General features: G+C 41.2%; 20 protein-coding genes. 9 read left to right on the top strand and 11 right to left on the bottom strand.

Annotation, left to right across the window (positions count from 1 at the left end):
- From BUB28_RS10175 to rsgA, 3 genes are all read left to right on the top strand, one after another.
- The coding region (locus tag BUB28_RS10175; RefSeq protein WP_242939937.1) for a phosphatase PAP2 family protein at positions 1-609 on the top strand (609 nt) is incomplete at its 5' end.
- Positions 610-626: 17 nt separating this feature from the next.
- Positions 627-1,244 (top strand): helix-turn-helix domain-containing protein, encoded by a 618-nt coding sequence (locus tag BUB28_RS10180; RefSeq protein ID WP_072948255.1) that lies wholly within the window; start codon positions 627-629, stop codon positions 1,242-1,244.
- A 17-nt stretch (positions 1,245-1,261) separates the two neighbouring features.
- Positions 1,262-2,299, top strand: a complete 1,038-nt coding sequence (gene rsgA, locus BUB28_RS10185; RefSeq protein WP_072951175.1) for a ribosome small subunit-dependent GTPase A — start codon at positions 1,262-1,264, stop codon at positions 2,297-2,299.
- 290 nt (positions 2,300-2,589) lie between these two features.
- Here rsgA and BUB28_RS10190 read toward each other — a convergent pair whose 3' ends face one another.
- The 4 genes from BUB28_RS10190 to BUB28_RS10205 form a co-directional block, all read right to left on the bottom strand.
- Positions 2,590-3,675 carry a site-specific integrase gene (locus BUB28_RS10190; RefSeq protein WP_175547840.1) on the bottom strand — a complete coding sequence of 362 codons (1,086 nt, stop codon included), beginning with the start codon at positions 3,673-3,675 and terminating at the stop codon, positions 2,590-2,592.
- A gap of 85 nt (positions 3,676-3,760) precedes the next feature.
- Positions 3,761-3,988, bottom strand: a complete 228-nt coding sequence (locus BUB28_RS10195; protein WP_072951179.1) for a hypothetical protein — start codon at positions 3,986-3,988, stop codon at positions 3,761-3,763.
- A gap of 24 nt (positions 3,989-4,012) precedes the next feature.
- A complete protein-coding gene (locus BUB28_RS10200; RefSeq protein WP_072951180.1) occupies positions 4,013-4,360 on the bottom strand; it encodes a hypothetical protein in 348 nt (115 codons plus the stop codon).
- A gap of 65 nt (positions 4,361-4,425) precedes the next feature.
- Complete coding sequence (locus BUB28_RS10205; protein ID WP_175547841.1) at positions 4,426-7,401, bottom strand: type IV secretory system conjugative DNA transfer family protein; 2,976 nt, start codon at positions 7,399-7,401, stop codon at positions 4,426-4,428.
- Positions 7,402-7,734: 333 nt separating this feature from the next.
- Here BUB28_RS10205 and BUB28_RS10210 point away from each other — a divergent pair, with 333 nt between their 5' ends.
- The 5 genes from BUB28_RS10210 (at position 7,735) to BUB28_RS10230 (ending at position 13,066) form a co-directional block, all read left to right on the top strand.
- Positions 7,735-9,378, top strand: a complete 1,644-nt coding sequence (locus BUB28_RS10210; RefSeq protein ID WP_072951183.1) for a hypothetical protein — start codon at positions 7,735-7,737, stop codon at positions 9,376-9,378.
- Positions 9,379-9,948: 570 nt separating this feature from the next.
- Positions 9,949-10,875: a DUF1848 domain-containing protein gene (locus BUB28_RS10215; protein ID WP_072951185.1), complete on the top strand. Its 927-nt coding sequence runs from the start codon at positions 9,949-9,951 to the stop codon at positions 10,873-10,875.
- 303 nt (positions 10,876-11,178) lie between these two features.
- Positions 11,179-11,463, top strand: a complete 285-nt coding sequence (locus BUB28_RS16785) for a hypothetical protein (RefSeq protein WP_072951187.1) — start codon at positions 11,179-11,181, stop codon at positions 11,461-11,463.
- A complete protein-coding gene (locus tag BUB28_RS10225; protein ID WP_072951188.1) occupies positions 11,433-12,056 on the top strand; it encodes a relaxase/mobilization nuclease domain-containing protein in 624 nt (207 codons plus the stop codon). The genes BUB28_RS16785 and BUB28_RS10225 overlap by 31 nt, the downstream gene beginning before the upstream one ends.
- 233 nt (positions 12,057-12,289) lie before the next feature.
- Positions 12,290-13,066, top strand: a complete 777-nt coding sequence (locus BUB28_RS10230) for a PhzF family phenazine biosynthesis protein (RefSeq protein ID WP_072951190.1) — start codon at positions 12,290-12,292, stop codon at positions 13,064-13,066.
- A gap of 199 nt (positions 13,067-13,265) precedes the next feature.
- Here the strand turns inward: BUB28_RS10230 and BUB28_RS10235 are convergent, their stop codons facing one another.
- Positions 13,266-15,434, bottom strand: coding sequence for a glycoside hydrolase family 11 protein (locus tag BUB28_RS10235; protein WP_072951191.1), 2,169 nt, complete (start codon positions 15,432-15,434; stop codon positions 13,266-13,268).
- A gap of 257 nt (positions 15,435-15,691) precedes the next feature.
- On the opposite strand from BUB28_RS10235, the gene BUB28_RS10240 reads away from it, so the two are divergent.
- Positions 15,692-15,946 carry a hypothetical protein gene (locus tag BUB28_RS10240; RefSeq protein WP_207647104.1) on the top strand — a complete coding sequence of 85 codons (255 nt, stop codon included), beginning with the start codon at positions 15,692-15,694 and terminating at the stop codon, positions 15,944-15,946.
- A gap of 161 nt (positions 15,947-16,107) precedes the next feature.
- Here the strand turns inward: BUB28_RS10240 and BUB28_RS10245 are convergent, their stop codons facing one another.
- From BUB28_RS10245 to BUB28_RS10270, 6 genes are read right to left on the bottom strand one after another with little or no spacing between them, the layout of a single operon-like run.
- The gene (locus BUB28_RS10245) at positions 16,108-17,313 is read right to left on the bottom strand and encodes a hypothetical protein (protein WP_072951193.1); all 1,206 of its coding nucleotides are present in this window, start codon (positions 17,311-17,313) and stop codon (positions 16,108-16,110) included.
- 22 nt (positions 17,314-17,335) lie between these two features.
- A complete protein-coding gene (locus tag BUB28_RS10250) occupies positions 17,336-17,842 on the bottom strand; it encodes a hypothetical protein (protein ID WP_072951195.1) in 507 nt (168 codons plus the stop codon).
- Positions 17,839-18,099 (bottom strand): ECs_2282 family putative zinc-binding protein, encoded by a 261-nt coding sequence (locus BUB28_RS10255; RefSeq protein WP_072951196.1) that lies wholly within the window; start codon positions 18,097-18,099, stop codon positions 17,839-17,841. The genes BUB28_RS10250 and BUB28_RS10255 overlap by 4 nt, the downstream gene beginning before the upstream one ends.
- Before the next feature lie 11 nt (positions 18,100-18,110).
- A complete protein-coding gene (locus tag BUB28_RS10260; protein WP_072951198.1) occupies positions 18,111-19,568 on the bottom strand; it encodes a restriction endonuclease subunit S in 1,458 nt (485 codons plus the stop codon).
- Positions 19,565-20,980: a type I restriction-modification system subunit M gene (locus tag BUB28_RS10265; RefSeq protein WP_072951199.1), complete on the bottom strand. Its 1,416-nt coding sequence runs from the start codon at positions 20,978-20,980 to the stop codon at positions 19,565-19,567. Before BUB28_RS10265 ends, BUB28_RS10260 begins: the two co-directional genes overlap by 4 nt.
- Before the next feature lie 3 nt (positions 20,981-20,983).
- On the bottom strand, positions 20,984-23,737 hold the full coding sequence (locus tag BUB28_RS10270; protein WP_072951201.1) for a DEAD/DEAH box helicase family protein: 2,754 nt from the start codon (positions 23,735-23,737) through the stop codon (positions 20,984-20,986).
- Between the last annotated feature and the right edge of the window lie 58 nt (positions 23,738-23,795).

The following is a 23,795-nucleotide window of genomic DNA, read 5'->3' on the forward strand; positions in this document are numbered from 1 at the left end:
ATACTGTTTGCAGTCTGGACTGTACTGATACAGACGGTTGATGTTCAGGCAGTGGGACAGAACGGAACCGACATCGGTTTTGCAGGTCTGAACGTGTGGTTCCATAAAATGACAGGCGTTCATATGTGGGTGTATACTGTCACCGACTGGCTTGGACTTGTGCCGATCTTTATCTGTATGATATTCGGAGTTGTCGGTCTTGTCCAGCTTATAAAGCGGAGAAGTCTTCTTAAAGTTGATAAGGATATTATCCTGCTTGGTATTTACTATATCCTTGTGATATTCGGTTATCTCATATTTGAGATGATACCTGTAAACTACCGACCGATACTTATAGAAGGACGTATGGAGGCTTCTTACCCGTCGTCAACAACGCTCCTTGTTATGAGCGTAATGCCTACGTTGGCTTTTCAGGTGCATCGCAGGATAAGGAATACTAAAGTCAGATACGGTATTTATGCGTTTACGGTCTTATTCACGGCGTTTATGGTGGTGGGACGAACTGTTGCAGGAGTACACTGGCTGACGGATATAGCAGGCTCTGTTTTGCTGAGCTTGGGACTTTATCTCATATATCAAGGTGCTGTCCGACTCACTGACAAAAAATAACTAACGGAGAAATGAAAATGGAATTTCACGAGAAATTGCAGGAATTAAGAAAGAAAAAAGGCTTAACTCAGGAGGAGCTTGCAATGGAGCTCTATGTTTCACGTACAGCTATATCGAAATGGGAATCGGGAAAGGGTTATCCGAATATTGATTCGCTGAAAGAGATATCAAAGTTCTTTTCTGTGACCATAGATGAGCTTCTGTCATCGGAGGAACTCCTTACCGCAGCAAAAGACGAGAACCGCTCAAATATCGGGAAAATGATAGATCTGCTGATAGGCATAGTAGATATAATGAGCATTATGCTTATTCTCCTGCCGCTTTATCCGAAAAAGACAGGAGAGACAGTCTCGGCAGTTGCCCTGTTTGATTACACGAATATTTCCTTCGGGATAAGCTGTGTCTGCTGGGGACTGTTTGCCGCTCTTATCATCATTGGTGCAGTGAAGCTGTTTATGAATTACAGAAACATAGAAAATGGTAGAAGTACTGTTACAGTGGCATCGCTTGTACTTAGCATTATCGCGGTTTTATTCCTGACCATGGCAAGAATACCCTATGCGGCAACAGTAGCGTTTCTGCTGCTTATAGTTAAGGGGATAATGCTTTTCAAAGTTCCGAAAAGCGAGCACTGAACAGATAGGAGATAAAAATGAAATTAGAGAGCTTACCGCCTGTATATGAGGCATACAGTGCAGAATATCCTGATCTTACAGTGTGCCGTATAGTTTTGCAGGAAAAAGAGCTTTACCATGTCATACATAAAGACGGGATGATGCAGGCACAGGTATCGGGCAAATTCAGATACGACGTCAAAACTGTATCTGATTTCCCTGCCGTAGGCGATTATGTTATGGCTGATATAACTGGCGGAGACAGAGCAGTGATACACAATGTTCTTCCGAGAACAAGCGTATTTATCCGTAAAGCTGCAGGAAAATCAAATACTGAACAGGTCGTTGCTGCAAATATAGATACAGTATTCCTGTGTATGTCCCTCAACAATGATTTCAATATCAGGCGTATCGAAAGATATCTGACTGCTGCATGGGACAGCGGTGCTGTTCCTGTTGTTCTTTTGACGAAAACTGACCTTTGTGATGAAGTCACCGCAAAGATTGCTCAGATAGAAAGTGTTGCAGTCGGAGTTGATATCATTACGACATCAGTCGCTGAACCTGACGGTTACAGTCAGATCACGCCGTATCTGAAAGCTGGAAAGACTCTTGCTTTTGTAGGCTCGTCAGGTGTAGGCAAATCGACGCTTATCAATCACCTTCTGGGAGATGACAGGCTTGATACGAATGGACTACGTAACGATGACAAGGGCAGACATACCACTACTCACCGTGAACTGATTATGCTTCCAGGCGGCGCTATGGTCATTGATACGCCCGGTATGCGTGAAATGGGAATGTGGGACAGCAGCGAAGGACTTTCGGCTGCATTTGAAGATATCGAGGAACTTTCAGCAAAGTGTCGCTTCAAGAACTGTACTCACAAATCTGAACCTGGATGTGCAGTACAGGCTGCTATCAAAAATGGTGAACTTTCAGAGGAGCGGCTGTCATCTTATGAAAAGCTGAAAATTGAAAATGCTTATTCTGAAGATGCTGAAGGATATCTGGCAGCAAAAGAGGAAAAATTCAAAAAGATAGCCAAGTACAATAAAGCTAACCATAAAAAGTAAGATGAACGCTATATAAGAACAACAGCTCCCATTACGGGAGCTGGCTTCATTTGTAACATTATATCGCCTTTTCTTCGTGTGAATTTCGTGTGAATTCGTGTGAATTATGCCTGTTTTTTCTTCACACGCAACTGCAAATTTTCATTTAAAACTGTTTTCTACAGGCTTCTTTAAAAGAGCGGACAGAGAGGGATTCGAAGCATCTGCATATCCGCATGATTTTCGCCTATATTTCGGGGAATTTTCATACACTGAAAGTAGCCGTGTGCCGCTTGTGTGCATTTGTAGTTTTATGCTGCGCCATCAGTTTTCTCAGTGCGTGTATCTCGTATCACGCCGTACATGAAGTCATCAAAGATTTTGAGGCTGTCTCTTACTCTCTGCTTCGGAGTTCTTATGTAGACAGCATCAAGAACCTTAGAATTAGCCCAGCCTCCAAGCTTCTCAAGTACTTCTTTTTGAACACCAAGCCCGTTCATTGTAGTTGCGAATTGTGCTCTCAAGTCATGGAAGGTCATCTTCATCCCATGTTTCTTCAACAGTCTATCATAACGAGCCTTGATATTACCATAGTTCTCATTAATGATAAAATCATCATCATTCTTGTGTGACACCTTTGAAATAAGATTGTAGATATAGTCCGGAAGCGGAACATCTCTTGTAGAAAGCTCAGTCTTGTTCCTGTTTTCTATGACATCATGTCCGTTGATACAAACTCTCGCACGTCTAACCCTTATGTATCTGCCGCCGTCGTCCTCATAGATGTCGCCGAACTGAAGACCACGAACTTCTGAGATACGCATTCCACCGCACCATACCGCAAGTAAACAAGGCAGTTCCACACTGGAACCTATTATTACTCTAAGTACCTTATCAAGATCAGGAAGCTCTGCCTTAACATTCTTTGGCGGGAATCTAAGTTTACGGGCAGAAGGCAGTTCAACTTCAAATATCGATGCAGCGCTTCTGATGAGGTCATAAGCTGACTTTATCGACTTATAACCAAGACCACGCTCAGCATCAATATTGACTGCTCTTTGTATATCTATTACCTTTAAATCTGTAATAAAGTATCCCTGTATTGACTGAAGTCTGTTCTTCGCTGCGACCTCATAACCGTAGAGTGTAGAAGCAGCGATTACATTACGTTTCGAGTCGATATATGCCTCCACTGCTTCCTTTACAGTTATCTTCGACGGATTAACATCAACATTGAGTCTTTTAAACTCTTCAGCAGCAATAATTACCTCAAGCTCCGTATCACCTACAATGGACTTCCTCATGGGTTTACCGTTCGCTTTTTTACCATAGGTAACCTGTTTACGGAACTTGCCATTAGACAATTGCTGTACCTTCATTGTTATATTCGATTTCATTTTCATCAGCCTTTCCATAGTTAGAAAGGCAGTATAATGATGTTATCATTATACCACCTTTCTCTGAAAATGTAAAGAGGGTTAATTACAAAGCCATGAGATCGTTTAGTTCCATGCCCGTTACGTACAGGAGATTATCAACCCTGCCGAGAGTAACGTTGGCAGCGGATTTGTCGTATTCATGAAGAGTGCGCTCCCCTACCTGCAAGTATGATGCGAGTTCTGCATCGCTAATATCCTTCAGGTTCTGCCAGTAGCGTATACGCGCCCATATGTGCTTATAAAGCGTGATTCTCTGTGCCTTCTTTGCCATTTTACTCACCTCCTCGTTAGTTTATTATCTTACACCAGCAGCTGCCATTATGCTATCTAAGGTACTGCCGGTGGCCGTTTGTGGGTATGTTGCCTGTGGATTAATATATGATTGGACGTTGCTTGGGTTAGATATGTAACTCAAATATTGGTTAAATGCATAAACTAACGGTTCCTCGCCATAAGTTGAGGCGAGGTTGTCGAGTTTTTCGAGGGTCAAGCCGTGCGCCGAAATATCGTACGATTTAAGCGTCCTGACGTTAACCTTCAAGCAGGCTGCAAGGGTTTCATCGGACATTCCAACTAACTTCTGCCATGCTCTAATTGCTAACCATAAATTCTTGGACAACGGTGGATGTTTGATATAGTTCATTATTCTTACCTCCATAATTATTATATATGAGAGCGGCGCTAGGCCGCCCCCCTTGTTTAATTATTTTAATCGTATGAATCCACACAAGGCGGGCGATATGTCATACCGACAATAGCGTTCCTAACAGGAATATTTTTGCCCATATGCTCGCTGTAGATTGAGCCCACAACGGCGCATTTTCCTTGCTCGAAAGACAGTAGCTCATCAACGCTTAAGTGTGTCGTTGTTGCCGCGTTTTTCACACATGAATCCATGGGCTGGAAGAATATCTTTGTACCGCAGTATTCCTCGATGCGGGGTAAGTTTCCTTTGCCAAGAACATATCTCTGGGTTGCAATATAGACAGAGATATTCAGTTTTCGACCCGTGCTGAGTATAACGTCAATTGGAGCTTCCTCAGCAATATTCATGCGCTGAACCTCATCGAGGATAAGGGTGACATTCTTGTCCCGGTGTTTATCCTTGAAAGCAAAGTATGAGTCGAGCACCATATCTAGCGGATTCGCATCTGGTTTAACAACTGCGTTTCCTGCTGAGAAAACAATTATTTTTCTTCGCATAGCAACGAGTTCCTCCCAATCGTAAGGCGTTCTAATATTCCTTGCAACTGAACTGAACATTGTCACGAGACGTTGTCTGACTTCGCCCTCCTTGCCAGTCTTTTTTAAACTAAGCTCGATTGCTCTTTTTATGTCATTATTTCCATCTTCATAACTGGAAATAATACTTTCAACTACTTTTTGAAGAACGCTAAACTGATTCGGTCCCGTTAAGTGGGCGCCTGACTTCAGCAAGCTTGAAAGTCGTTGAACCTTTTGCACATGACCCTCGCATCCACTAAAATCTAGCAGATCAATTGGCAATCCCATTGTACTAAGATCCCAGAAAATAATGTTGTCTATAATTTCTTGAGGCACCATATGTGCCGCCCACTCAAATCTGCAAAAGGCGTTCGTTTGATCATAGATGAATACAGTATCACCTGAATCAGCCCTAAGAATAGCTTGCATCATCAAAAAGTCACTTTTACCTAGGCCTGGAGATCCTGTAACAAGCACAAACGGGTTTATAGCGCTATATGATCCTATCAGTTGTCCAGCAAGCAAATCAAATTTTGTATGTTTAATTAACGGATTAAACTGCTTCGGACAATTCTTGTATTCGACAAAAGTATCCGCAATCAAAGTTTTCTCAACGACCTGTCTAGCCTCAACGCTAAACAGTTCTGGGGAAAGCGAGATAAATTCTCTCTTAATAGCACCGCCACCTTCACACTTTACAGTCAAAGTACGGGTATGTTCACCTGTCCGTGTAGGACAACTCAAACCTTTCGCCTCAAGAGCCTGACAGGACTTGTTAAAGCTGTCAGTACCCTTCATCTTTGAAGTTACTTTTTGCTCCAACAACTCACGTGTCCAGTTGTAAGTGCCATCAGCTGCAACGAATATCTTACTTTCGTTCCATGGTGGATACTGTCCATCCCCCCGTGACGGTGTAATCTCTCCGCTGCAGATACTCTCACTGCCTATTGCTCCGATTTCATTACATAAAGCTTCACTTGCAGAGCTTATTGTCGGAGCGTTGGATGTTAGCCACAGGAGCATATCATTGTATTCTGCATCAGTGACAATACCTAAGCGCTTCAACATCCAAGCTGTGGCAAGAGACATTTCTGCCGATTTTGAAGGATAGTCAATGTTTTTTTCTTTTCCGTATAGACGCAAATGCTTTAAAGTATCACCAACAAGTGAATTCGTAGCATATTGATTCGTATAGAAGAAGGATATCAACGAATAGTCAAACGCGCCTGAAGTCCTTTGAAGTTCCTTGTAATCGCCCCAGGTTATATTCTCATCCATCGTAAGATAGACCGCTGGAAAATCGCTCGGTATTCTTGCTGGAGTTTCCGTCAGAAGAATTATGTTCTTGCGTGTCGGATTCTCTATTCCGTTCTCTCCTTTAAGATCCAATAAGATGTCGGTGAACTGCTGAGAACAGGTACGCCTGCTTTCTACAGTGAGTGAAAATGTAAACACAGCTGTTACATCATTCGTCGCAGCCAGTTCTTTTTTTACATCAACATTCTTATCCATTAAAGATTTTACGATAGTCGACTCGTAGTTACTTCTCTTAGCAAGAGCGATGCATCCCAGTTTATCCTCTTCATGCCTATAAATAACAACAGAAATACGATCATCATTGAGGCCATAGTTCTTGAACCATGGTAGCAAAATGCTCTTTACACGTTCAACGATCATATACTTTGCCTTCCAACACTGAGGAAGAAAGGGTTTATAGTTATTCACGGCAAGTGTGAGATCAGGCTCGCCATGTATAAGAAAGTGATTTTTAACCTCATTCGGGAACAACGCCTCTGTTCCCGGATATACGTTAAATGACGATACATAAACAAATTTTCCATCACGCAACATATTACCACCTGCATGTTGAGGTATATCCAAGAACGAGATATCATCACAGTCACGGAGGGATGCGCGGAAAGCTGCTGCTACCCAATTCCTTTTTTCAGGGGCAGTATCTTCCAGTTGCAGTGCATTAATGATCCGAGTATCACTCAAGTTACCTCCTGCAAAAACAATCGGCTTATCCCTACCGCGTAGAAAGATAACCAAAGCATCACAGATACCAGGACCTGATGCATTAACAATCAAGCATGTAGCTACGTTTACCGAGGATATAAAGCGAGGACCTTTCGTATTATATGTTAACTCCCAATCCCCTCCGTAGGGGTTCTTTCTCAATTCTTTATCATAACTACGAGAATACTTACCTACATTCGGTATTACATAATCACGACCATCATATGTTTGGTCTACGAAAGAAACCGTATCATGTATTAACGGCTTAATACACCTAAGATTAGGCTTTACCTTCTTCTTGTTGTCCTCTTCCGCCTCACGCTGCAACTTGAGTTTGAGTTCTTCTTCCTGCTCGCATAATGCCTTTTTCTTGGCATCATCAACCTTTTCCAAAACTCCTTTTTCTATCTCGGCTTTAACATAGCGATTAAACTTTTCCATTACATCAAAATATGTAGGATTGCCATAACTATAAGCCTTCCACAATTCATCATCGAATGTACTAATTTTGACCAACTCCTTACAGAATATTTGATGTCGAGAGATCACACAGAAAATTGTGTACTATCAACACTTGCAAAATCCAGGGACATCCGCTATAATATCAATAGACATTAATCGGAATAGAACCTACAAGATCTGTACTCTGTCTGTATCCCGACATTTAGTGCTCATGCATTTACTTTGAGCCTATTCAATTATAGCAAATGCATCAGGTGAATTGTAGTAGAAAAATTTCGACATCTTATCGAAAAAATTTCGAAAGGAAATGCTATGAAGGAATTCAAAAGAAAGGCTACGATACAAAATCTAATTGAAGCTATTTTTGGCTTTAAATCGGTTAGTTATAATGATGAGACATACGAACGTGGAATTGATGGCGAAGTCATAATTGGGTCATCAGATACATTTGACAACTTTGGTTATACTTACCACTATCGGAACAAATTTGATATTTTATTTGATATTACATTCAACACTTCAGAATGGAAATTTTCACAGTCTAGTGCCAATGTCACAAATGATTTTACTAGGGACAATGCAATAGCTAACGCCATAAAATACTTTAAAGGATTTGACATTTGTGTGCCAGAATACTTTGAGAACGAATATGACAAACAATTGTTTTCTAAGTTAATCTATAAGCTGATATCCACTGAACTACTCCCAGTTATCTTCAACACTGATGAAAATAGGATGAAGTTGTCGAAAAAAGAGTTGGCAAATGAAGATATTACACCGGATTTCGTTATTGCAATGAACAACGTGAAAGCAGTCCTTGAGTCAAAGGACATAGAATCTATCATTTACAGGAATGCTAAAATGAGTGATATTGAAACCTTAAATGAAGATAAGAATAGCAATAACAAATCAGAAGACAGATACGTGATGTGCCTACACACTGAAGATATTGTTGATTTTGTAATCCATAAATGGGATCTAGCTCCGTATATCGAAGTCTTCTTTCAAAAGTCTTTGCCTCAATGTGAGAACAAGGGATATAACGCGTTTATTGAAGACTTAAAGCAAAAGGCTATCTTTTTACCCAAAGAAAAGGATGGTGCATTTGATTTTTCTTATGATTTTTCAATTAAGCCAACAACACCAGATAGTATGACTATTGCTCTACTTGGAAATCACAATGCCTTTAATTTTTTACCGAGATACTTCTACTATACTCTCAACCTTAATGAACACGGAGTCGACACGCTAAAAAGAGATATCGGTCAATGTCTTTCTCTTCCAAAAATTTTAGATACTGTTAAGAAAAATGCTTCTAAAGCTCTAGAATCGAAGTATCGAAAACAAATCAAAGAATACTATAAGAGCATTCTTCAAAATATTGTCAGCTATATTGATAAGCTAACTTCTGTTAATTACAATTGTCTCATGAGCAGAGAGGACTGTGGAGCTGACGATATAACAAAAGCGCTTGGAGCTATACATCTTGATGTAAACAGGCTTTATGATCTTCTTTCTGATAGAAAGAACGATGAATCACATGTCAAAGCATTGATACTATGGCTAATTAAGTACTCAACAAATTTGTTCTGTGATGCATTGTTCGGTATAATTGCACCAACAAGGATAGGTAATGCCGGAGAAGCACACAAACAAAAGTCAAAAATAATCGATAATCTAAAAGACTACTATAGTCAAAATGACATCTCTGAATTCGTAAAATCTATTGAAACCCAATATGATATCCTTATTCAAATCGAGGAGATGTATAATAGGTTTGACACTAAGCTTAAGGCCAAGATTGATGAGATTGATCACTATGTAAGCATTGGTGTTAAAACAGACTTTACCGAAACAAATAAGAAACTGCGAGAAGTGGAGTGTGATAAGGAAGTTTTCAAGAGACTATGTAACTGCCTTTATCAACTCACTTCTAAACTTCAGGAGAAAAAATAAGCCCCTACTTAATATCGACACTGCTTATTGAGTAATTGTGATAGACCTTGTAGCATAGTAAATTCATGTTCTTTTTCGTACAATTCTCAATCAACTTGATTGAGCACCTATCATGCCCGTTATTCAATCACCTACCACATCGATTACGGATTTCGTACATATGCACCATTAAAAAGTATCAAAAGCCCCCCTATTTCAATACTTTTGATTCTGGCTATCTTCCAAAATCCGTAATTGCTCTATATGCGTATTACATTTAACAATCATAACAACAAGAGTCCCCGCATATTGCGGGGACTTCGTTTGGGTAATTTCATGTCGTGAGGCAATGGCTCATTAAAAGCAGGCAACCTCCTTTGTCGTATAAATTGAAGCAACTATGGAACCGCCCTTACGGGCGGCAACCAATCACTTCTCAAGATGTTTCATGTAGCTTCTGTTTAAGATTTGTAGGAGTGTCTATTGAAAGAATATACCTTTTATGATATAATCGTTCTTATAGAGCGGCACGTCAAAATTTAACTAAAGGACGGCAAATATACATTTGATGCCAGAAGGTTAGGATGAATTATGATATTAAACACAGGAATGAGAACAGATATCCCTGCATTTTACTCTGAATGGTTTATGAACAGGATACGCGAAGGCTTTGTACTTGTACGAAATCCGTATCGTCAGGACTGGATAACCCGATATGAGCTTAATCCTGAGGTTGTGGACTGTATATCTTTCTGCACTAAGAATCCTGCTCCGATGCTTAAATACATTGACGAGCTTAAGTGCTTTAATCAATACTGGTTTGTGACTATAACTCCCTACGGAAAGGACATCGAGCCTAACGTTCCGCCTAAAGAAAAGGTCATGGAGGACTTTATAACATTGTCTAAGGCAGTCGGAACCAAATGCGTGGGCTGGAGGTATGATCCGATATTTGTTGACGGCGCATATACCATCGAGCGTCACATATCCAACTTTGAGGAGATGTGCAGATCTCTTTCTGGTTATACTACAGTATGCGTTATCAGCTTCATTGATCTCTACGAAAAGGTTCTCCGCAACTTTCCACAAGTCAGAACTGTGACTCCGCAGGAACGGGTAGCTATCGGTAAAGCTTTTGCTGAGATTGGGCAGCGTTACGGTATAACGATTAAAGCTTGTGCTGAGGGAAACGACCTTGCGCCATACGGTGTTGACTGTAACGGCTGCATGACTCAAGAGACATTTGAGACTGCTGTAGGTTGTTCGCTGAATATCCCCAAAAAGAAATCCATACGTTCGGAATGCAGCTGCATCCTTGGCACGGATATCGGAGTGTATGATACTTGTGCTCACTTCTGTCGCTACTGTTATGCCAATTCCAACAGAGAAAATGTCAGACGCAACATGGCTCTACACGATCCTGCTTCCCCATTTCTTGTTGGTAATCTCCAGTCAGGAGAAATAATTCATCAGGCGAAGCAAGTCAGTTGGATTGATAATCAGTTATCGTTTTTCTAAATATGCAAATATCCTCTCGATGATTCGGGAGGATATTTTTTTGTATTACAAACTTACTACTTAGTAAGAATGTATGACAAACGTGCTTATATACCTGTATTATTAGAATACTAGTATACTAGATAGAAATACTAGTATGTATTATCTAGTATATAGTAAAATGATTATAATGGGAAATGAAGAGGTATGGCATCATGTATCTAGTTATCATGAGCATGATCTCAATTCATCATATCATCATTCACATGTATACACACAATATGTCATCATTCTTGAATCTAAATTAACTGGAGGTTAAAACAAATGAACAAAGGTACAACCCCGAAAACGTTTAGAATTCCTAACAAAACAATTGCGGATATCGAGAAAACTGCAAAGGAAAACAATACCACATTCTCGAAAGAAGCAATTAGCAGGTTAAGCAACAAGGGGAAAGAAAACAAGAATATACCGGTAATTCTGGCAAAGACACAAACCATAATCAACTTATGCATGGAAGGCGTAAAAAAAGGAACCATAGAACCAATACAGAAAGCTCAGGAGGTCGAAAAAAAGTTATGGGCAAAGACTATGATATCCTCAAAGTAATCACTCACGCTGACGGTGGCGAGGAGTATTCAAAAAATGCAACCGAATATCCATCCAAAGGAGAAGACTGTGTCGGGTTGAGAGGATATGGCGTAGATCCAAACAATCCCGAAACAGCAAAGATGCAGTTCGATACCGTGGCTGAATATTTCGGTAACGAAGGAAAGAACGAGTATATTCAATTTGTGATGTCATATCTGAAGGAGACTGCTCCAGATGCTGAAACTTCTATGGAGATAACCGACCAGGTATTGGATCCGCTTAAAGAATCTCATCTGATCTTGATAGGAAATCACAAAAAGCCTCGTGAAAAATCTAATTTTCACGGACATGGTTTCGTTGGGACAACGGATATGGAAACTGGCAAGTTGCTTTATCCCAATAACAAACTGAACTTCACTATGGCTCAGAGAATGGCTGATATCATACAGAAGCCGGTTGAACTCGTAATCGAAAAGAAGAAGGTTCCTTCAACAATTAATGCTCAGAATATTGAGAACTCTGGAGCTGAAAGTGATCAGAATACAGTAACCAACGAAAATAACAAAGACTTCACTAGAGTCTTCTATCCTCACAATTACCCGAAATATTGAACATAAATCGTTTACATTCCCAATCATAACCCCTTTCCGACCTATTCCCTAAAAAGAACAGCTTTGCATATCATGCTTAACTCCCGGCCTTTGTGCCGGGAGAGCTGTTCTCTAACTATGCAATAATACAATCTGGAAACATGTACTTGACACTTCAGCTTCGATATGATATTATACTCGTAAGTAACTAACGTATAATTAACCAAATGAAGTTTACGAGACAGGAGGAGCGAATGAAACAATACATCGTAGACGCATTCACTGACAAGGTATTCTCTGGGAATCCTGCTGCTGTATGCGTTCTTGACAACTTTCCAAGTGAAGATATCATGCAAAGTATCGCTACTGAGAATAACCTATCCGAGACGGCGTTTGTTGTAAAAGAGAATGAACGCTATCATATACGCTGGTTTACTCCCAAAAGTGAAATTGATTTCTGTGGTCATGCTACTCTGGCAACAGCGTTTGTGCTCTTCAATTACTATGCTCCTGATACTGATACTCTCAACCTTTATGGTCAGATCGGTAAATTCATTGTTCATAGCAGAGATGATCTGATAAGGATGAAATTCCCTGCGTATAAGCTGGAACATATCGAGATAACTGACATGATGATCGAAGCTCTCGGAACTATTCCTCTGGCAGCATACAAAGACCGGGATATACTGTTCGTTCTGCGTGATGAAGATGAAGTTCGTGACTTGCAACCGGATATGGAACTTATCTCAAAACTGGACGGAGCGTGTGTTGCTGTTACTGCCAAAGGTCGAGACTATGACTGCGTTTCACGGGTATTTGCTCCAAGATACGGTATGAATGAGGATCCGGTTACTGGTTCAACACACTGTATGATTGCTCCCTATTGGAGCAGGAGGCTAAACAAACCGGACATAACTGCATTCCAAGCGTCTAAGCGTACCGGTATCCTTTACTGTGAATGCATTGGAGATAAGGTAATTATCTCCGGTAAAGCTATACTTTTCTCAATAAATGACATTGTTTCTTTGTGATATACCTGCGCCGCCTTCGGGCGGTGCTTCTGTTTTTATCGTTCTTTTATTCAAGTTAATGTATCTACCTGTTATGGGGAGACTGGCTGTTTGATACTATGAAAGAATACACTGTAACTGATGAAGATGATATATGTATCCTCAGTATAGATATAAAGAAATCCGCCCGTCATGGGCGGAATTTCACAATTTTTGTACGTTATTTTGCGAAGCTCAGCTCCTTGAAATCAGCATAGCCGTTTGAATTATATGACTCAACATACATTCCTATTTTCGTTACACAGGCGATTTCTTCGTTATATATTGAACATTTCTCAAGGAAATCACTTAGATTGTATTTGTTTTCAATACAATATGAATCGCTGTTTTTTATGGGATCGTCCTTGCGATAGAAGTATAAGTTGCTTATCTTTCCTGCTCTATACTCCTTGTTCATATAGTACTCAACGCCGTTTACAGTGACTGTTTCGTACTTTCCGCTGTCTATTGCTTCGCTGATGTAACTCTTAGCATAGCTGTTCCACTTAAAGCATTCGTGTATCTCAAAGCCTATCCATTGGTTATCTTCCCGGACAGATCCGCCGAGAAAAACATCTATATCATTCGTTGAGCTTATATCAGCATAATAATTAATATCGAAGTCCTTGCAGTAATTGGAAGCGTATTCATCATATTCAGTGTAACTTCCGCAGGTATAATCGGCTATTCTGTTCCATTCAGCTGTAAATGTGCCGTCCCTACGAACTATAGTGCTGACAGTATCATCGTTTTGTCTGAGGGCTGAAATCTCCAGCGTACGATCAATGTCTGTGTTGCGGAATATATTGTCGCCTGTCAGTAAAACTGCTTCATTCTCGGTAAGAGGTATCTCATCCGAGACTCCAAGGACATACTTTGTCAAAAGAACAAGATCACTTACGTTTGTCCTGAAATCGCCGTTTACATCGCCGCCGTCCTCTATAAGGCTATTACCTGTAGATGTCAGTAAAGCCTTGCGGCATATCACGAGATCGAAGCTGTTTATAGTACCGTCGTCGTTGAGGTCACCGCGTTTCTCAGCTTCAAACGTCTGTATTGACGTATCATCTGCAGAACCGGCAGAGCTTATGAAGAAATCGTCTATATAGAAATCAACGTTTGAATCAGCTTCGAATACAATACTGTATTTTCGGAAATTATCATGCTGGAAATCAAAGAACAGACCTCGTATGTTTGTCCATTGACCGGCTTTACATATCCTTTTTCCAATATGATACGTTTTGTTCTGCGGTAAAATCTCTTCATCATTGTATTCGTACAAATACACTTTAAAGGAAGTATCCTTATCTGCGTATATCCTCGCTCCTGTCTGGAAGCGGGCAGCATTACCGTCTGTGGATGTTGGAAGGTCATAAGGATCCAGTTCATAATAGAAAGCTGATGATCCTTTTTTGCCACAGCATATGTTCAATGACTGCTCACCGCTGAAGAAGGCATCTTTGGTGAGTTTGGCTGTACTTTCACTGTTGCAGCCAACTTTATCATTTTCTGTCTCAAAATCCAACATTATTATCTGTCCGTCATTGCCTACAGGAAGAGGATCATGCCGTTCATAGGTTTCATGGACCTTGTATTTTTCAAATAACTCCTCTGTAGCCATGTCCATATGTGTGTCCATTGAAATAAGTTTAGCGGAGCCGTTGGACTTATACGCATCAATTCCGAATTTTATATCATAAAGATATCCCAAATCAAGTCCTGCTGAAGCCCATGCTCTTAAATGCTCGTCCACATCTATAGTTCCCTCAAGATGGTTGGTAGTATTGAGTTCGAGTTGGTCTCTGCGTGCAACGCTCCAATACATAGGATAATTGTAGCCACTACCGTCAAAAGTCTGTCCAACGTGGATACTCCAGGAAAGATCGTAAGTAGTGTCGCCAATGATCACGCTGCCCAGTTTTTCAGCATTTTCTCCGGGCGGCTGCCATGATGCCCAGGCTTCAACAATATGAAATTTTGCCAATGCATTTGACATCCAGCCCTGAACCCCAACATATGCGATCCCGTCGGTATTTATATCAAGAGAGTAGTCGATAGAGTAATCCTTCACCTGATCAGCTTGTACCGTGTTTTTTTCAAAGCCCTTGCCCTTCAGTGCCGTTGAATTGTGTATGTCGTTCCAACTGAAAGAAAAGCCGTTGTTGTCTGTGTTTTCATATTCAACATCGCCCTCGTAAAAAGCATTCCAAATCTCGTAAACGTAGTCATCAATTATACCCTTTATCAGCTGATCAGCAGCATTTGCAGTGAACAAGTTAAAGGCTGACACAACACAAAAACATACGACTGCTGTGAGTACAGATAACATTTTTGTCAGTGTTTTTTTCATATGTTTTCCCCCCCTGAGATGTTATTTTATGCCATTATTATACAAGGCCGAGAGGCAGAAATCAAGTCGTTTATTGCCGAATATACAGCTGTTTTGAAATTGTTCCTGTTATAAGCTATAAAGAAATCCGCCCGTTAAAGGGCGGTGCTCCTTTTGTATGTTTGTCAAAACAAAATATTTACATTTTTGCATAGAAATTAGCCACTGCTATGTGGTATAATGCAATTAACGATTACAAAACAGGAAGGAGCGATTACATGCCGTTTCAAATCATCAGAAACGATATCACCAAGGTTGAGGCTGATATTATTGTCAATACAGCAAGCGAACCTCATGAGGTATCAGGAATGTTGCTTTATGCAAGAACAGATGAGAGTGTGCAACCCAACAACATTTATCAAATGAGCGGTAACAAGATAAGCGTGAGAACTTTAGACCTAAACTGCGATTTTGCTCAGATAGCAACACAGCTGAATCAAATAGTTGAAGAACACTTTGGAATTACTGTTTAAAATGCTTCTATATTCAATTAATAAGCCTCCCCATAATGGGGCGGCAACTGTTTGATGCTGTTTGCAGACAATGGAAATGCCAATATTCTGAAAGAAACTGCTACTGTGACTAATTGGTTGAGAAAAGCAAAAGGACGCGCTTCCCAGTGTGAAAACGTGTCCTATTTATCGTACGAATCTAATAAAGATACAAGGTCTTGATTAAGGATTTCGCTAATTTTCCATCTTTTATCAAATGCATCAAAAGCTTTTTCAATATAATCTACCGTAGGAGCTACCAAACATACTGGCTCATAACTCCAATTATCATCTTTGCATTTGCGCCAACTCACGATATATGAAAATAAAATCTCAAGTGTTCTCTCAACATCCAAATCCAATACCACAGGCTCTTTTTTCGCATAATAGTAATAGACCATTCTTAGTGCGCTGTATATGAACTTCAACTTGTATTCCGGACGCATTGTGCTCATTGTAGGAAATGCTTGAAAAGTTATTTCTTCACCATGTTCTTCATGCTTCATTTCCATGCTATAGTCATTAACAAAGGCCAAATCTTTGGGAAGATACAAATCGGCACCACAGTAATGGTATATAGGGATATGCTGCTTTTTAAGAGAACCACGAATATCTTTGGCATTGATAGTAACTGTTTGTGTACTGGTATCAAGCGTATCTCCAAATGTCAGAACATAATAGTCCACTCTTTTGTCTGCTTTTTCAAGGAGTTGAATGAACTCGTCAAGAACAAGTAATACAGGTGTATTTTCGTAATGCACCTTCCCATTGTGATGAAAGAAAAGGTTCTGAAATGCTGAATGCACTTCTATGAGAATAATAAGCCTATTATCAGCATTTCTCTTGTCAGCTTCAACCTTGATAGCTCTCTTATATTCGCCTATGCTTGCCATATGGGTATCTAAAGCAGATTTGAAGCTATAATAGAAAGTCTTGATGGTAGCATAAGCAGAATTATTGAAGTGGGCGCTTAATGTATCGCAAAGGCCGGTTATCGCTTCATCAGGAATATGCTCTGAGTTAAGCACCTTCTCTTGCCATTTATTAAAGTATGAGAGTGTGTTGCTCTGATGAATTCGTCCCATAGACTGATACTTTGTTTTCTTTTTACTCAGCTTTTCCTTGGAGAGGTGGTCAACCATGAAATGCTCGATACCTACTACTATACCTCTATCGTTCTTATTGGCAGGAGCTACATAGCGTATGAAGTCAGGACGTTCGTCGGATTTCCGTTCAACATCAGCGCCAGACATAAGCTCGCCGATACGTTTGCTGTCACCCTTTTGAGAGAGACAGTTTTCAATAGCGGTATTCAGGCATTTTAATTCTCTCTCTTTTTTTGTTACCATATTAAGGCCTCATAATCTATTCTCAATATTTTAAATCACCCATTTGTGATTTTTGATGCTTAACACCGTTGATATCTTCCCATTCAGTAATGATTTTGAACTTGGTTGTTGAGCCGTCATATGTCACTACAACAAGCTCATAATTTTTTCCTGGCTCTAATTCTTCAAATGGTTGCTTTTCTCTGTCCATTATGATGATTCCAACGTCACCTTCAAATCTTGCAGAGACATTGTGAACAGTAATGTTTCCAGAATTCCATACTTTCATACGATGTTTCCCTTTACCTATCGTAACAACCCTTGCTTCAACACAGGAAGAATTAGCTTCTTCCTTTTCTTTTTCCATTTTTTCTTGTTCATACTGCTTGAGCTTAAGCTCAATCTCGTTTATCTTATTCTGCAACTTATTTGCTTTAGAAGCCTTAAAATAGGCGATAATTGATATTGGTATTGTAAGTAGTGTAATTACTATTTCTATTACGTCTTTCCAGTTTTTCAAAAAGTCAACAATAGTATTTATTACATTCATATTCCGAGAGCCTTCTTTAGTTGTTCGTCAAAATCTTTCATTACTTCTTCAACCATTTCATCCTTAGCATTTTCAATTATTAAAGAATTAGCTTCAATTATCTCGTCCTTGGTATATATAGACTTACAGTCAGCACACTGCATTTTTGTTGTACCGGGTGCATTCAAAAGATCTTCAACTTCTTCTCCTACAGAACAGAACCCGTCATTACCACATAAAGGGCAAATAAGTTTAACGCTTCTATCGTAATCTTTCATAATAAACCTCCTTAAACCTTATCCAACGCCCCCAGTGCCTCCTCCAGCACATCAGCAATGCGTTTCTGCTCGGCGAGGGGTGGGAGTGGGACTACAAGTTCATGGACACGCTTAGAAGAAAAACCTTGTAAGCCTATTCCTCTGCCGTCAATCATTCCTTTATCCTTATATAGCCACATGAGATAGTAATAATATTTCTGACAAATATCAGGAATATAGCCACGCAGTCTATGCAGATGATTCTGTATTCTCATTTCAAAATCAAAGTTCCAAATAGCGGAACGCCCTATATCTCCGCCTTCGCATATAAGCAAATCACCCTTAGTAACTGTGCATTTTTCAATTTCACTTTCAGTGAAATGCATCTGCTTTAAGCTGTCAAGTTCAAACCTGTCCCAATAGACGTTTGATGTTGTTATGTATTCAAGCAACTGTTCGTCAGTATTAGCGGAATTAAGTGCTTTACCAGTATTATGCTGAAATATCTCACCAAGATGAACCCACATCCAATTCTCCGGTATCTCGAAAGGCACTTCCTCAGGTGAGACAGGCGGCAGGGGCTTTTCCTTTTTGAGCTTGCCTTCTTTTATGAGCTTTTGTTTCTCCGCCTGTATCTGCTGATAGAGTTCCTCGGCGGTACCGTCTGTGTCGAGCTGCTGCGTGAGCTTGCCCTGAATGCCTGCGGTAATGAGTTTGGCTTTGAGTATCTGCGAATCTGCGGAGTATTTCTCCTGTGCCTCGTCAATGGTATCGAGTAAACGGAATATCTCCTCAACTCGCTCAACTATACGCTTTTGCTCAGCGAGGGGTGGGAGGGGGACGATAAATGGTTCTATTTGCCGTAATACAATACGAGTTATTCCTGTTCCTGTCATCTGAGCACGTATTGTTTTATAAAACAATGATGAACGTAGTACGTATGCAATATACCACGGTTCAATTAATCTATGAACAGGCTTAATGAGTGCAACGCTTGATAATAGTGAAAACGGCTCATCAATATTGTTAACCGTAACAACACCTGTCGTTGCTCCATCTTTTATAAGAAGAACGTCATTTAATTCAGGATTACATCTCGCATAGATTTCATCATGTACCTCTTTTGTCACATAAGTAATATTTGATAAATCTACACCCTTGTCCTTTATATTCTTTGCGGTGACATACATATAGTCTCCGCTCTCAGTATTAATCGGAGAATGATGTGTGCCATCTGTAATTTTAAGGGATATTTCACTCATTCTCACACACATCCAATTATCCGGAATCTCGAAAGGCACTTCCTCAGGTGAGACAGGCGGCAGGGGCTTTTCTTTTTTTAACTTACCTTCTTTTATCCGCTTCTGCTTTTCAGCCTGTATCTGCTGATATAATTCCTCCGCAGTACCGTCGCTCGGAAGCTGCTCTGTCAGCTTTCCCTGTATGGCAAGGTCAAGGATACGGCTTCTCAGTGCTTTTGTATCTATCACAGGCTTATCCCTCCAAGTATCTCCTTCAGAGAAGCCAGAGCGTTATTGATAACGTCAGCCTGCGCCTGCATATCGCCGATTATCTCGTCAACAGAGCGCTCGTCCTCCTCGGTAAAGTCTATCCACTTGAAGTTCAGGTCCTCACGCTGACTTACTTCCTCAGCGCTGAAACATCTCCACCTGCCGTTGGGATTCTCCTCAGTGCAGGTAGTTTTTCTGTCCTGCATATGACCTGCACAGTAGCACTCCACAAATTCATCAAGGTGAGCCCTTGTCATAGGCTTTGTAGCCATAGTGTGCTTGACATCGGTGCGGTAGTCGTATACCCATATATCCTGCGTAGGCTTGCCCTTTTCAAAGAACAGCACGTTTGTCTTTACGCCGTTTGCGTAGAATATGCCTGTGGGAAGTCTCAGGATAGTATGCAGGTTGTAATTCTTCATCAGCTTGTCACGGACCTTCTTTGTAGCGCCTCCGTCCGTGAGAACGCTGTCAGGCAGAACAACGCCAACACGTCCGCCTGTCTTTACGATAGACATGATGTGCTGTAAGAAGTTTACCTGATTATCTGAAGTCTCTATGAATCCGCGTCCGTCGAAGTCAATGGCAACACTGCCCTGAGGACGGGTTCCGAAAGGCGGATTTGTGATGATAACGTCATAAAGCTTGTCCGATGTATCAAGCAGGGAGTCCTGATATACTATCGGACTTTTCTTTGTGCCTATATCGTGCAGATACAGGTTCATCGAAGCAAGTGTCACAACAAGAGAGGTATTATCCGCACCGAAAAGAGCGTCATTCTTGAGGAACTTCTGCTTTTCGGAGTCCTTGCTCTGCTTCTTCATATGGTCATAAGCAGCCAGTAGGAATCCGCCAGTACCGCAGCAGGGATCGGCAACTGTCTCGGTTATCTTAGGATCAACAACGTCCACGATAGCGGAGATAAGAGCTCTCGGCGTGAAATACTGACCTGCTCCGCTCTTCTTGTCCTGTCCGTTCTTTTCAAGTATACCCTCATAGATAGCGCCCTTGAAGTCGCCGTCCATAAGGTACCAGTTCTCCTCAGATACCATATCAAGCACCTTTTTGAGCATAACGGGACGGTCTATCTTGTTTGTAGCTCTTGTGAAGATAGTACCAATAAGACCTTTTTCGTCTGAAAGAGTTTTCAGTATTTCCTCATACTTCTTAACGAGGTCATCACCGTTCTCCTTGATAAGAGCCTTCCACTTGCAGTCCTCGGGAATAGAACTTCCGAGACCGAATTCTTCCTTTTCATCGTCCATTTTCAGAAACAGGATATATGTGAGCTGGGTTATGTAGTCGGTAAATCCGACACCTGCCGAGGACATAACGTTTGCAATGTCCCATACCTTTTTGAGCAGTGCCGATTCTGTTTTCTGGTTTGCCATATATTAAGCCGCCTTTAGTAATATTCTTGATAATGCCGTAATTTCCTCGCCGAACAGCTGAGGCTTTCCGAATACACGGATGCCCTGTCGCCAGAGGTCGGCGTCTATGTCATTGAGCTCTGCCGCAGTGATAGCACCGTCATTGACGATGAATTCAGCTATCTGCCGCATAACGTCAATCTGATCGGTAGTAAGATCACGCTGAGTCTGACCGCAGTACAGGTTGAATCGCTGCACAAAGCCGTTCATAAGGCTGGTCAGCTTGGGATTCTTCTTGTATGCGTAACGCACAAGCTGTATCAGGTTCGTGAGAGCCTTAGCATTAGCCCTGACATCAAGCTCATCAACACTTGACGGATCAAGCGTCCTGTAATACTTCCACAGCTGCGGAGCACTGAAATGACTGCTCTCAGACAGGAGCCTGTCACGCAAATCTGCAAGCATGGAATGTGTTATCAGTGTATCTTCCGAGTTATATATGATACGGAGAGCTTCAATGCTGTCCTTGTTGTCATTGATGTATTTCTCGAAGTTCTCAGTATAAGTCTTGGCAGTCTCCTTGGAGAAACCTGCACTTATGAGCGTATCGGGATCTTCGTCGGTAGTCAGTATGTAGCCCTGACGCAGTTCAAGCAGCTTCTTCCTTGCAGGGATATTGCTGATAAGCCTGTCTATAAGCGCCATACGGATATGGTTGTCATCGGAAGGACTATTGAACGGCGGAAGCTGTCCGCTGTCAAATGCCTCCTGTATTGATACAGCAAGATCTTTAGGTGAATAGCCGAAGTTGTCGATGAAGTATTGCAGGTGATGCCCGAAGTAGATGTTATTCTCATAGCGCCGATTTATCATAGCGCAGATGTTGCGAAGCGTGAGCAGGTTCTCATCACTCAGCTCGTTATGAGACAGCCTTTCGAGAAGCTGTTCCAGTGTGATTTTTCTGATAAAAGGACCGGGTCCGGGGCCTGGCCCCGGAATATTCTTATCATGTTCTGTTACGCCGATAGCATCGACGATGTAGTAGCATTCCTTCGTATCTGCGTTGGGAGTGACTTCACGCAGCTTATCATCTGTAATGACACGGCATCCGCGTCCCTTCATCTGCGTATACAGTACCTCAGACATAACGTCCTTCATGAACAGGACTACTTCAAGAGGCTTTACGTCTGTACCGGTAGCTACAAGAGTTACGGTAACAGCTATACGGAAATCCTTCTCATTCCGCAGGTCACGGATCAGACCGTTGGAATCTTCAGAGGAGTAAGTTATCTTCTGAACGAAATGCTCAGGTACTTCATTATTGGGAAATTCGCCCTTGAATACGTCCTTTACCGCTTCAACTATCTCTGTAGCATGGTTATCGTTCTTGGCGAAGATAAGCGTCTTGGGTACGTATTCCCAGGACTTTTCACGCTCAGGATAGAGGTCGGTGTAGATAGCATTTTTGAATGTTTCAAGGACTTGCCTGATCTGCTGACGGTTGGTGATAGACCTGTCCAGCAGATTGTTTTCATATTCTTTATTATTATCAACTTTATATGTTGTGTCAGCGCCTGTTTTTCGAGCTTTTTCAGTAACAGTTGTACCTTCTCCAAGAGAACCGCCATGTTCAGTTACCTCTGTCACTATGCGGTATACACGGGCAGGTACATTAACGCCGTCAACAACCGAGTGCTCGTATGTATAGTTCTCTACAATATTTTTATCAAAATATGCATATGCCTCTTCTGTTGGAGTTGCAGTAAGTCCAAGGATATTAGCACCCTTGAAATAGTCAAGGACAGCTCTCCATTTACCATATATTGAGCGATGACACTCGTCTACAATTATAAGCTGGAAATAGTCCGGAGGGATGGTAAGGTCATCGCCAAGCTGAATAACAGTATCGTCTTTCTTTTCAGCAGCCTCAGCGAGACGTTCATCCTCTGCATCTTCATCATCATCACTTACTGCCTGTCCGGTCATGATAGCGAACAGCTTCTGAATAGTAGAAATGACGATATCTCCCTTTATATCGCCCTCATGTCTGAGCCTTTTGATGTCGTAAAGAGCGTTCATCTCTTTTTTATTCTCAGTCATATTGAACTGACTGAACTCGCTCTCAGTCTGCCTTGCAAGATTATTTCTGTCTACAAGGAACAGTATGCGCTTTGTTGATGTATAGTTGAGCAGACGATAGCTTGCGAGACAGGCAAGGTAGGTCTTGCCACTGCCGGTTGCGAGCACTGCCAAATTCTTTTTCTTTCCAGTCTTTATGGACTTCTCAAAGTTGAGTTCTGCGTTATACTGGCAATCTCTGAGAGATTGTTTCTCCAGTTTAGGCAGAGCACCGTATTCAGAGGAGCGCTTTATAATGCGAAGCATTTCTTTGGGGGTGTGAATAGTATCGATCTCAGTGTATTCTTCCTCACCTGATAACAGATTCTTGAATAATATCTTCTCTCCGTTTGACATATATACAAGCGGAATGAAGTTATCTTCCCACAATCCATACCATGAAAGTGGCGTGCGAGCATAATTCTCAGCCTGAGATTCAACATCTTCTCCGAGGGGATTATCAGCTCTTTTAGCTTCCAGAACAGCTATTGCCTTGTTATCTATGAAAAGCAGATAGTCGCTCTCCTTATTGCCCTGAGTCAGGGCTTCTCTGATAGCAGAAGTTGTCTGCGGAACATACTCGTCCCTGTCAACGACATACCAGCCGGCTCTATTGAGCTTTTCATCGATTTTTACACGAGCTTTCTCTTCTGGGAGCATAGTCATACCACCTTTCGGAAGATAATATACCTATATACATTATATCAATAATTGCTCA

The sequence above is a fragment of the Ruminococcus flavefaciens genome (assembly GCF_900143025.1).
GTDB lineage: Bacteria > Bacillota > Clostridia > Oscillospirales > Ruminococcaceae > Ruminococcus > Ruminococcus flavefaciens_I.

What these genes read in the sequence shown, in the direction of transcription:
- BUB28_RS10180 (WP_072948255.1), top strand. Translation starts at nt 627, where the DNA reads ATGGAATTTCACGAGAAATTGCAGGAATTAAGAAAGAAAAAAGGCTTA.
- BUB28_RS10210 (WP_072951183.1), top strand. Translation starts at nt 7,735, where the DNA reads ATGAAGGAATTCAAAAGAAAGGCTACGATACAAAATCTAATTGAAGCT.
- BUB28_RS10240 (WP_207647104.1), top strand. Translation starts at nt 15,692, where the DNA reads ATGCCGTTTCAAATCATCAGAAACGATATCACCAAGGTTGAGGCTGAT.
- BUB28_RS10225 (WP_072951188.1), top strand. Translation starts at nt 11,433, where the DNA reads ATGGGCAAAGACTATGATATCCTCAAAGTAATCACTCACGCTGACGGT.
- BUB28_RS10205 (WP_175547841.1), bottom strand. Translation starts at nt 7,401, where the DNA reads ATGGAAAAGTTTAATCGCTATGTTAAAGCCGAGATAGAAAAAGGAGTT.
- BUB28_RS10215 (WP_072951185.1), top strand. Translation starts at nt 9,949, where the DNA reads ATGATATTAAACACAGGAATGAGAACAGATATCCCTGCATTTTACTCT.
- BUB28_RS10255 (WP_072951196.1), bottom strand. Translation starts at nt 18,099, where the DNA reads ATGAAAGATTACGATAGAAGCGTTAAACTTATTTGCCCTTTATGTGGT.
- BUB28_RS10190 (WP_175547840.1), bottom strand. Translation starts at nt 3,675, where the DNA reads ATGAAATCGAATATAACAATGAAGGTACAGCAATTGTCTAATGGCAAG.
- BUB28_RS10195 (WP_072951179.1), bottom strand. Translation starts at nt 3,988, where the DNA reads ATGGCAAAGAAGGCACAGAGAATCACGCTTTATAAGCACATATGGGCG.
- BUB28_RS10270 (WP_072951201.1), bottom strand. Translation starts at nt 23,737, where the DNA reads ATGCTCCCAGAAGAGAAAGCTCGTGTAAAAATCGATGAAAAGCTCAAT.
- BUB28_RS10250 (WP_072951195.1), bottom strand. Translation starts at nt 17,842, where the DNA reads ATGAATGTAATAAATACTATTGTTGACTTTTTGAAAAACTGGAAAGAC.
- BUB28_RS10245 (WP_072951193.1), bottom strand. Translation starts at nt 17,313, where the DNA reads ATGGTAACAAAAAAAGAGAGAGAATTAAAATGCCTGAATACCGCTATT.
- BUB28_RS10235 (WP_072951191.1), bottom strand. Translation starts at nt 15,434, where the DNA reads ATGAAAAAAACACTGACAAAAATGTTATCTGTACTCACAGCAGTCGTA.
- BUB28_RS16785 (WP_072951187.1), top strand. Translation starts at nt 11,179, where the DNA reads ATGAACAAAGGTACAACCCCGAAAACGTTTAGAATTCCTAACAAAACA.
- BUB28_RS10230 (WP_072951190.1), top strand. Translation starts at nt 12,290, where the DNA reads ATGAAACAATACATCGTAGACGCATTCACTGACAAGGTATTCTCTGGG.
- BUB28_RS10200 (WP_072951180.1), bottom strand. Translation starts at nt 4,360, where the DNA reads ATGAACTATATCAAACATCCACCGTTGTCCAAGAATTTATGGTTAGCA.
- rsgA (WP_072951175.1), top strand. Translation starts at nt 1,262, where the DNA reads ATGAAATTAGAGAGCTTACCGCCTGTATATGAGGCATACAGTGCAGAA.
- BUB28_RS10265 (WP_072951199.1), bottom strand. Translation starts at nt 20,980, where the DNA reads ATGGCAAACCAGAAAACAGAATCGGCACTGCTCAAAAAGGTATGGGAC.